The sequence below is a fragment of the Herbaspirillum sp. B65 genome, from assembly GCF_000333555.1.
Classification (GTDB): Bacteria; Pseudomonadota; Gammaproteobacteria; order Burkholderiales; family Burkholderiaceae_D; genus Herbaspirillum; species Herbaspirillum rubrisubalbicans.
The window spans coordinates 1-9,893 of record NZ_BADI01000321.1; the positions used below are offsets into that span (position 1 = coordinate 1).

A 9,893-nucleotide genomic window follows, 5' to 3' on the forward strand; every position below is an offset into this window, starting at 1 on the left:
ACGATTTTTTGGCTAATACAACATATTTTCCACAAAGAATATGAAGGGGTTTTCAATCGATGCGGCTCCCCCGCGGCCCTACCGTGCCACGAACACCACGCCGTCCGGGCTTCCGACGGGTACGAAACGGCAACCAAAGGCTGTTTCCAGCAACGCCGGCTGCATGACGCTCTCCACCTGACCCGCCTGGGCAGAGGAGCCATTGAGCAGCAGGATATGCGAGGCGAAATGTCTTGCCAGATTAATATCGTGACAACTCGCCACAACCGCGTTTCCCTGCTGCGCGAGCCCCTGCAACAATCGCATTACCTGTAATTGCGCGGCGATGTCCTGATGCGAGGTGGGTTCGTCCAGCAGATACAGCGCAGGTGCCTGGACCAGCAAGGTGGCCAGCGCCACGCGCTGCCGTTCACCGCCAGACAGACACAGCAGGTCCTGTTCGCCGAGGTGGGTCAGCCCAACCTGCTGCAGCGCCTGCCGTGCCAAGGCCATGCCGCCAGGCGTGCCGCCCCAGCCATCGCCGTGCGCAAAGCGGCCGGCCATGACGGCCTCCAGCACCGGTAGCGAAAAAGCATCCTGTTGATGTTGCAGCACCAGCCCGCGCTGCAAGGCCAGTTGCAACGGCGACAGCGACGACAACTCTTGTCCCTGCAGAGCAATCTGACCTTCATAAGGATGCAAGCCAGCCAACGTGTGGAGCAGACTGCTCTTGCCCACCCCGTTGCGACCCAGCACACACCAGAATTCACCGGCAGCGACCTGCCAGTCCAGACCTCGCAGCAAGACCTGTGCTCCGGCGCGCACTGTGAGCTGGCGCGCCTGCAAGAGGACAGGTGAAGAAGTCTTCATACGCGGCTCCGCGCCAGCAGCCAGAGGAACACCGGCACCCCGATCAGCGCCGTGATCACGCCGACCGGCAACTGCACCGGCGCCACCACCGTGCGCGCCAACAAGTCCGCCAGGGTCAGCGCCGCGCCACCGGCCAGTACCGAGGCCGGCAGCAGCAAGCGCTGCTCGTTGCCGATCACCAGGCGCAGCCCATGCGGCACCACCAAGCCGACAAAACCGATGGTGCCCGCCATGGCCACTGCCACCGCCGTACAGGCCGCGGCCACGCACAAGCTCATCACGCGCAAACGCAACACCGGCACGCCCAGCAATTGCGCAAAAGCATCGCCGCGCGCCAGCAGGTTCAGCGACGGTGCATGACGCAGCGTCCACAACAGCGCCAGCAGCAACACCAGCCCCGCCAGCGGCAACAGACGTGCATCGTCGAGGTCGCCGATCAACCAGAACACCATGCCGCGCAATTGCGCATCAGGCGCGACCGACAGCGCCAGCGAAATGAGCGCCCCGAAACCGGCGGCCAGCATCACCCCGGTCAGCAACAGGCGCTGGCTGGAGAGCAAGGGCGAAATCGCCAGGTGCCGCAATGACTGGCGCACCAGCCCGAACAGCAGCAGCATGGCCAGGCCGGCCCCCAGCAAGGCTCCCGGCGCGGTGACCAGTTGCAGCGGCCAGCCCAGGGGCAAGGCCGCCAGCATGGCCAGCAAGGCGCCCGCCGCCGAACCACCGGATAGCCCCAGCACATAAGGATCCGCCAGGGGATTGCGCAACAGGATCTGCATCAGCGCCCCCGACAAGGCCAGCGCCCCACCCACTGCAAAGGCAGTCAGCGCCCGCGGCACGCGCAGCGACAGCAGCAGCGCCACGCTGTCGGCGGGGGCCGATGGACGCAGGCAGCCGGTACTGCCGCATAGCGTGGCTGCCGACAGGGCCAGCAAGGACAGCAGCAGCAAGCCGCACAGCACGGGCAGGTAAGATCGCATCGGCACCAGGCTAGGTCGAGAAAAAGATGAAGAAAAGTTCAGTTCCGCCTCAGAAGTCGTAGCGGGCAGTGAATTTTATCGCCCGACCGTCTTCCGGGTAGATACCGGAGACCGCACCGCCACTGCAATCATAGGCCTGCGAGTAATACTTGCGATTGGCCAGGTTGGTCCCAGTCAGGGCGAACTCCCAGGCGCTGACCCGCAGTGCATAACGGGCATCGAAGCTGGTAAAGGACGGCATCCGGGCGCAGGTGTTGGCGAAATCATTACCCATGCGCTGGCGATCCACCCAGCGCGCGCCGACATCGGCGCTGTGCTGGCCGGACTTCCAATTGATCCGGGTCGCCAAGGTATTGGCCGGCACCAGCGCCAGTTGCTTGCCGCTGTTGTCGCCCTCATCGAAGCGCGCATTGATGTGCTGGTAGGTGGCGCTCCAGGCCAGGGTTTCGCTCAGCTGTACGCGCCCTTCCAGTTCTACGCCCTGGTGGCGGGTAGCGGCCAGGTTGCTGTTGGCGCCGAAGCCGCCATTGGCGGTCGGGTCGTAATACAGCTCATCGCGCACACGATGGCGGAACCAGCGCAGCGTGAGCTGGCGCGCGGCATTGCCCAGGGTGGCGCCCAGTTCCAGGTCATGCGAGACCTGGGGCTTGAGCACGGCGCCGATGGGCAAGGCGGTGTAGCCGTTTTCGTCGGGCGTGGCCAGGCGGTAGCTCTGGCCGATCTTGGTGAAGCCGCGCAGCAAAGGCAGCGGCGCGTAGCTGGCTTGCACGTCCCAGGCATTGACCGCGCTGGTGCGACCGTAGGCGCCGGAATTGCTCTGCTGGGTGAATAGCTCGCGTCGCACGCCGGCTGCCAGACGGGCATTGTGGTCGAACTCGATCTCATCGCGCAGGTAGAGCGCCTTGGAATGCTGGGAGGCGTCGCTGTTGCCATAACTGGCATTGTTGAAGGAACTCCATTCGGCCAGGTCGATGCCGGCAATGGCTTCGTTCTTCCATGGACCACGCTCGATCAAGTGGCGCAGGCGTGGCGAGAATTGCGTGCTGCGGATGTTGACCTGCGAACTTGAACCGCTACTGACATAGGTGGAGCGGGCAATCTTTTCGCGATGCGCCAGTTCGGCGGCGACGTCGAAGGCGCCGAAGCGGCGTTCCAGGAAGGCCGTGATGCTGTCGTTATCATAAGAACCATGGTCCAGCGGCTTGCTGGTCTGGCGTGCATTGGCGTCATATTGTGCCTGGCTCAGGCTGCCAGGCAGGCCGAAATCGGCACGTGCCAGGTTGGCGCGCAGACCGAAGCGCCAATCGCTGGCGAACCATTGGACCGTGGTCGCGAAGTTTTCCTGGTTGGCGCGGCTGTTGTCGCGCCAGTTGTCGGCGTGCGACTTGGCATAACTGGCGTCGATGGACATGTTGTCCCAAGCACGCGCGAGCGCCGCCCGGCCGGCGCGCAGGCCATTGCTGCCCACCTCGCCCAGTAGCGTGCCATGCCCGGCATTGGCCTGCGGACGACGGGTGATGATCTGGATGGTGCCGCCAGTGGCGCCGCTACCATACAACACGCTGCTGCCGCCGCGCACGATCTCGATGCGTTCGATGCTCTCGATGGGAATCGAGGACAGCAGCGGCGTGCTCAATTCATTTTCGAAAATGCGCACGCCATCGAACAGCACCACCATGTTCTGGTCGCCATTGGTACCGAAGCCGCGCAGATCCAGCGGAAAATCCTGCGGGGCCGGCAATGCTCTGGCGGCCATAGACGCCGCCCAGCTTGCGGATGGCTTCATTGCATTTGTCGATGCCGGCCTCACGGATCTGTTCGGCCGTGATGACGGTGGCCGCCACCGGCGCAAAGGCCGGGTCATTGGGAAAGCGCGAGGCCGAGACCACCACCGCCGACAGCGGCTGGGTGGGGTCGGCGGTGGGGGCAGAGGCACCTGCCCAGCAAGCGGGAATCAGAGTCGACAGGATCAGCACGGTGGTGGTGCGCAGGACAAAACGAGGACGCGGACCGTCGTGACGGACCGGAAAAGCAGCAATAGACATGGACAAGAGACTCGATGAAGGTGTGCAGCCTGCCTCCCCGCAGGCCGCAATCAACGGAAAACCGCTACGGCCTGGGCCATGCGCAGCATCCTCCTGGTTTGGCCGGTCTCCGGGCTGCAGGCATGACCATCGGCCTTCCCATGCGGTGCAACCCGAGGTCCGAGATCGGAGATCGCGCAACATGCACAGTGGCATCAAAGATGGTGTTGCCGGCCAAACGCAACTTGTCTTCACGTTGCAGCCGGCGCCTGGTTACCGTTGCGGGGGCAGCACACCTTGACCTGGTCACCCACCTGTTGCGGGCAGCCTGGCGCGTGTTTCCCGTTTAACTGCCGGCGCGAACACGCCAGCGGGCACCAAAACCGCGCCATTGTAGGCGTGCGGCGTGGACACCACAAGCCACCCGGACCAGGTGATGTAAATCAGCACAAGCCGGGCCGATGCATTGCTTTCAAGAAAAACCCGGATAAAATCCACCTCTTATATAGAATAAATTCGATTTTCTTATCGAATATCTTTTTTATTTTTGCCTGGTCAGGATGTTGGCGAAGGTCGAAAAATTGAAACAAATGGGGGATTTCACTCGCTGTTTAGCCGATGAGATGGCCGCAAGCGGCCCTATACTCGGCGCCATGGCATCGTCGACCCGTGGACCCACTGCTTGGTCCGCTGGCCTCACCTGTCATCCCTGAATCGTTGTCGTGGTCTGCGAGCCTTCAGACTCTGCCTCTGCCTGCCGATATCTCTTGGGTATCGAAGGCAAGGCAGTTGCTGTGCCTCCCGGAACGACGTATTTGATCCGCCTACGGGCAATTTGCACAGCAGTGCGCCGCCGAGCGCACCCAATTTGTTGGGAGAATCAGTAATCATGAGCGACGACGTTGATCTGGAAGCATTGTTTGACGAAATTTCCGCACAAACGCTACCGGGCATGACCGCCAGCGACGGCGGTGCTGCCGCTGCGGCTGGGACCGAACCGGCAGCCGACAGTGCCCAGCCGGATGGCGAGGACCAGAGCGACAAACCCATGTATGAACGCCTGGGCGGCATCGTGCGTCTGTTGCACGACTCCATGCGCGAACTGGGGTATGACCGCTCGCTGACCGATGTGGCCGAACAGATCGGCGACGCCCAGAGCCGTCTGGAACATATCGCCACGCTCACCGAACAAGCCGCCAACAAGGTGCTCAATGCCCTGGACTCCGGGATGCCGGCCCAGGACCGCCTGCAGGAACAGGCCAAGGACATCAACGCCCGCTGGACCAAGCTCTATGCCGGCCAGATGAGCATCGACGAATTCAAGACATTGGCGGGCGACTCGCAGAAATTCTCCAGCTCGGTCATGGAATCGACCGAAGCAGAAAAAGCCCGCATGTTGGAAATCATGATGGCCCAGGATTTCCAGGACATCACCGGCCAGTTGATCAAGAAGATCGTGGCCATCACCGCCACCGCCGAGCGCGAGCTGGCGCAATTGCTGCGCGACAATGCCCCGCCCGAGGTGAAGGCCCAGATGGATGCGGAAAAACCAGTTTCCCTGATGAATGGTCCGTCCGTGGGGGGCACCGCCATGGCACAGGACGATGTGGACGACTTACTCGATAGCCTGGGGTTCTAATGGATGACGAAATGCTCAAGGACTTTGTCGTTGAAGCGTTGGAGCTCGCCACCAACGTGGAAGAGCATCTGCTGACGCTGGAACGACATCCTGATGACCTTGAAATCCTCAACGCGGTCTTCCGCGCATTCCACACCATCAAGGGGGGCGCCGGGTTCGTGAACCTGCCGGCCATGGTGTCGGCCTGCCACCTGACCGAAAACCTGTTCGATGCCCTGCGTACCGGCAAGGCACCGGTGACGCCGCTGGCCATCGAAGCAGCACTGCAAGCCAGCGGTTTCGTGGCCGACCAGTTGAACGAGCTGTCCAATGGCGCCGCGCCCGACAGCCTGGCCTCGATGCCGGCCGAACTGAAGGACATCCTGACCCAGGCCATCGAAGGCAAGAGTGAAGCAGCACCGGCCGCTGCGGCCCCGACCGCCGCTCCCGCAGCGCCGGTCGCACCGGAAGTACAGGCCGCCAGCGCCGCGCCGGCCAGCGTGGACGGCAGTGCCAGCGTGATGAACAATGGCGAGCTGGATTGGCCGGCGATGTACCAGGCACTGGTGCCGGGAGCGACAGTGGCCGCGCCGGCTGCCGCCGACAGCACAGCCAGCGCCGCCGCTGCAACGCCAGCACCTGCTGCCGCAGCCGCAGCCGCGCCCGTCGCCGCAGCCGAAGGCGAACCCAAGGCCGCCGCACCCGTGCAACAAAACCGCCGTGCCACCGATTCCCCCGGGGGCGCCAAGGAAGAAAGCATCCGTATCGATGCCGTCAAGCTGGACGCCCTGCTGGAAGTGGCCGGCGAATCGGTGCAGGCCGCCAACCAGGCCGCGGTGCTGCTGGAAAAGCTGCAACAGTTCAAGTTCGAAGGCACGGCCGCGGCACTCATGTCGACCCTGGCCGAAACCCTGGGTCGCGCCTCACGCTATTCCAGCGAACTGCAGCGCGCCACGCTGTCCACGCGGATGCAACCGGTGGGCCGCCTGTTCCAGAAATTCCCGCGACTGGTCCGCGAACTGGCCAAGGACCTGGGCAAGGATGTCGATCTGGTCATCACCGGTGCCGACACCGAAGTGGACCGGGTGGTGGTGGACAGCCTCTACGACCCGCTGGTGCACATGCTGCGCAACTCGCTGGACCACGGTATCGAGGTCGACCGCGCTGCTGCCGGCAAGCCCAACAAGGCGACCATCTCGCTCAACGCCTGGCAGGCCGGTAGCAGCGTCATGATCGAAGTGTTCGACGACGGCAAGGGCATGGACCCGGACATGCTGCGCAGCAAGGCACTGGCCAAGGGGCTGATCAACGAACATCAGGCACTGACCGCCGACGAAGCGCTGCAACTGGTGTTCCTGCCGGGTTTCTCGACCAAGGAAGTGGCGTCCAGCGTCTCTGGACGCGGCGTGGGCATGGACGTGGTCAAGACCGCCGTGGAAAAGCATCGCGGCACCATCCGCATCGAATCCACCATCGGCAAGGGCACCAAGTTCTCGATCCGCCTGCCGATCGAATTGTCGATCATCCCGACCATGCTGGTGCGCTGTGCCGGCGCCCCGCTGGCGCTGCCCATGGCCGTGGTGGAACGCGTGGTGGAACTGCCGGAAACCTTCGATGAAGTCGGCGGCGCCCCGGTGCTGCGCGACCAGGGCCGTCCGCTGCCGGTCAACTCGCTGGCCGGCGTGCTGGGCTACGAGCCGGGCAATGAGCGGGTCGGTATCGTCATGGCGGTACCGCATCCCTATATCCTGGGCGTCGAGTCGGTGGAAGGCACGGCCGATCTGGTGATCAAGCCGCTGACCGCGATCCACACCGCCGGTATCACTGGCACGGCCCGTTCGGCCGAGGGTGAGCTGGTGCTGGTGGTGGGCTTGTCCTTCCTGCTGGACGGCTGCCGCGACCTGGAACGCACGGCCGTGGCCTGATCAGGCTGGCAAGCGGTAACAACAAGAACGGCCGGATCTTTGCAGATCCGGCCGTTTTTTCGTCTCGCTGTGCTCTATCGGTGTCGGTGCTTAAAGTTCATACATGTCCTTCTCGCCCTCCATGACCTGCGCGATCAGCTTGCGGTTCAGCGTCGGTGCCAGCAATTCGATGAAGGTATAGACATATCCCCGCAAATACGCCCCTTGCTTCAAGGCCACCCGCGAGACATTGGTGCCGAACAGGTGGCCAGCCGGAATGGCACGCAAGCCGCGGTCACGCTCGGCATCGAAGGCGATGCCGGCAATGATGCCCACACCCATGCCCAGTTCCACGTAGGTCTTGATGACATCGGCATCGATGGCTTCCAGCACCACGTCCGGTTTCAGGTGGCGCAGCGAGAAGGCATGGTCGATCTTGCTGCGACCGCTGAAGGCGGAATCATAGGTAATGAGCGGATTGGCGGCGATCTCTTCGAGCGTCAGGCTCTTCGATTGCAGCAGCGGATGGTCGGGCGGCACCACCACCACATGCTCCCATTGATAACAGGGCAAGGACACCAGGCCTTCGCCGGAAGCCAGTGCCTCGGTGGCGATGGCGATGTCGGCCTGGTCGTTGCGCACCATCTCGGTGATCTGCTTGGGATTGCCCTGCAGCAAGGAAAGATGCACCTTGGGATATTTCTGGGTGAAGGCTTGCACCACCTTGGGCAAGGCATAGCGCGCCTGGGTATGGGTGGTGGCGATGGTGAAACTGCCGCTGTCGTGGGCGGCGAATTCCTTGCCGATGCGTTTCAAGCCATCCACTTCCTGCATGATCAGTTCCACCGACCGCAGCACCGCCCGGCCCGGCTCGGTCAAGCCACGGATGCGCTTGCCGTGGCGGGTAAAGATGTCCACGCCCAGCTCTTCTTCCAGCTCGATGATGGCCTTGGAGACGCCGGGCTGTGAGGTATACAGGGCCTTGGCCGCCTCCGTCAGGTTGAAGTTCTGCCTTACCGCTTCACGCACGAAACGGAATTGATGAAGATTCATGTGGGAATTCCTTCGCTTCTACCTGGTCAGCAGGACGGCGCCCCGCGCCAGCCTCATTGACCTTGCCTGCTTCATTTGCCGCATTTCCATATGCCAAAGGCGTATATAAGCAAATAAATACTATGTAGTTTGGTTTGAAACATAAGTTTATTACGATTCGCAGACTAATGGGCGAGGTGTTATGACTGTTTCTTATGTAGTAAGCGGATTTGCCGTAGGACTGCTGGTCGGACTGACCGGGGTCGGTGGCGGCTCGCTCATGACACCGCTGTTGACCTTGCTGTTCGGCATCCATCCATCGGTGGCCGTCGGTACCGATCTGGCCTTTGCCTCGGCCACCAAGACTGCCGGCACCCTGGCCCACCGCTTCAAGGGTACCGTGCGCTGGGATGTGGTGCGCCGCCTCTCTTATGGCGCCCTGCCCGCCGCGCTGGTGACCACGCTGCTGTTGAAGCACTTCGGCGCCGTTAGCGAAGGCATTGCCCTGACCATCCGTTATTCGATCGCCATTTCGGTGTTGTTGACCGTGATCGCCCTGCTGTTCCGTTCGCGGATGCAAGCCTGGCTCAATGCCCATCCGCAACGTCAGTTGCAGGGCAGCACCTTGGCCACGGCGACCATTGCTGCCGGCGCCCTGCTGGGTACGCTGGTGACGATTTCTTCCATCGGCGCAGGTGCGGTCGGCGCGACCTTGCTGGTCTTGCTGTATCCTCGCCTGTCTCCGGCCGAGATCGCGGGTACCGACATCGCCTACGCCGTCCCGCTGACCGCCATTGCGGCCTTGGGTCACTGGTGGCTGGGTTCGATCAACTGGGAATTGCTGGCCACCCTGCTGCTGGGTTCGGTGCCGGGCATCACCATTGGTTCGCTCGCGGCGCGAGCGGTGCCGGAGAAATTCTTGCGCGGCCTGCTGGCCATTACGCTGACGAGCGTTGCAGTCAAGCTGATTTGGTAGGCTTATTTTCAATCGGGCGCACCCTGATCCGGGCGCCCATAAGACGTTAACAGGGAAGACAAGATGTACCGCTATGACCAATACGATCACCTGATCGTCAAAGAGCGAGTCGCACAATACCGGGACCAGGTGCGTCGGCGCCTGTCGGATGAACTGGCCGAAGACGAATTCCGTATCCTGCGTCTGCAGAACGGCCTGTACCTGCAACGCCATGCCTATATGCTGCGCATCGCCATTCCCTATGGCATGTTGGCCTCCAATCAATTGCGCAAGTTCGCCGAGATCGCCGTCAAGTACGACCGCGGCTATGGTCACTTCACCACCCGCCAGAACATCCAGTTCAACTGGATCAAGCTGGAAGAATCGCCCGAGATCCTGGAACAGTTGGCCAGCGTGGAAATGCACGCCATCCAGACTTCCGGCAACTGCATCCGCAACACCACCTCCGACGAACTGAACGGTGTGGCCGCCGACGAAATCGTCGATCCGCGCCCCATGCCGAACGATCCG

General features: G+C 62.5%; 8 protein-coding genes, 1 pseudogene and 1 riboswitch. Of the genes and pseudogenes, 4 read left to right on the forward strand and 5 right to left on the reverse strand.

Annotation, left to right across the window (positions count from 1 at the left end; translation table 11 throughout):
- Window positions 1-78: 78 nt before the first annotated feature.
- From I5W_RS08210 to I5W_RS33230, 4 genes are read right to left on the reverse strand one after another with little or no spacing between them, the layout of a single operon-like run.
- Window positions 79-849 carry an ABC transporter ATP-binding protein gene (locus I5W_RS08210; RefSeq protein WP_044528860.1) on the reverse strand — a complete coding sequence of 257 codons (771 nt, stop codon included), beginning with the start codon at window positions 847-849 and terminating at the stop codon, window positions 79-81.
- Entirely contained in the window at window positions 846-1,829 is a 984-nt protein-coding gene (locus I5W_RS08215; RefSeq protein WP_044528863.1) for a FecCD family ABC transporter permease, read from the reverse strand. Before I5W_RS08215 ends, I5W_RS08210 begins: the two co-directional genes overlap by 4 nt.
- Before the next feature lie 49 nt (window positions 1,830-1,878).
- Window positions 1,879-3,585: a TonB-dependent receptor domain-containing protein gene (locus I5W_RS08220; RefSeq protein ID WP_252716949.1), complete on the reverse strand. Its 1,707-nt coding sequence runs from the start codon at window positions 3,583-3,585 to the stop codon at window positions 1,879-1,881.
- Window positions 3,467-3,874, reverse strand: a complete 408-nt coding sequence (locus tag I5W_RS33230) for a hypothetical protein (RefSeq protein WP_252716950.1) — start codon at window positions 3,872-3,874, stop codon at window positions 3,467-3,469. Before I5W_RS33230 ends, I5W_RS08220 begins: the two co-directional genes overlap by 119 nt.
- A gap of 83 nt (window positions 3,875-3,957) precedes the next feature.
- Window positions 3,958-4,250, reverse strand: a riboswitch (cobalamin riboswitch).
- A 492-nt stretch (window positions 4,251-4,742) separates the two neighbouring features.
- On the opposite strand from I5W_RS33230, the gene I5W_RS08225 reads away from it, so the two are divergent.
- Both I5W_RS08225 and I5W_RS08230 read left to right on the forward strand, forming a co-directional pair.
- Window positions 4,743-5,492, forward strand: a complete 750-nt coding sequence (locus tag I5W_RS08225) for a protein phosphatase CheZ (RefSeq protein WP_017451667.1) — start codon at window positions 4,743-4,745, stop codon at window positions 5,490-5,492.
- Window positions 5,492-7,396 carry a chemotaxis protein CheA gene (locus tag I5W_RS08230; RefSeq protein WP_044528861.1) on the forward strand — a complete coding sequence of 635 codons (1,905 nt, stop codon included), beginning with the start codon at window positions 5,492-5,494 and terminating at the stop codon, window positions 7,394-7,396. Before I5W_RS08225 ends, I5W_RS08230 begins: the two co-directional genes overlap by 1 nt.
- Window positions 7,397-7,486: 90 nt before the next feature.
- On the opposite strand, the gene I5W_RS08235 is transcribed toward I5W_RS08230, so the two are convergent.
- Complete coding sequence (locus I5W_RS08235) at window positions 7,487-8,428, reverse strand: CysB family HTH-type transcriptional regulator (RefSeq protein ID WP_017451665.1); 942 nt, start codon at window positions 8,426-8,428, stop codon at window positions 7,487-7,489.
- Between the two features lie 181 nt (window positions 8,429-8,609).
- On the opposite strand from I5W_RS08235, the gene I5W_RS08240 reads away from it, so the two are divergent.
- A complete protein-coding gene (locus I5W_RS08240) occupies window positions 8,610-9,383 on the forward strand; it encodes a sulfite exporter TauE/SafE family protein (protein WP_017451664.1) in 774 nt (257 codons plus the stop codon).
- Between the two features lie 63 nt (window positions 9,384-9,446).
- Window positions 9,447-9,893 (forward strand): annotated as a pseudogene (locus I5W_RS08245) (nitrite/sulfite reductase); the annotation flags it as partial.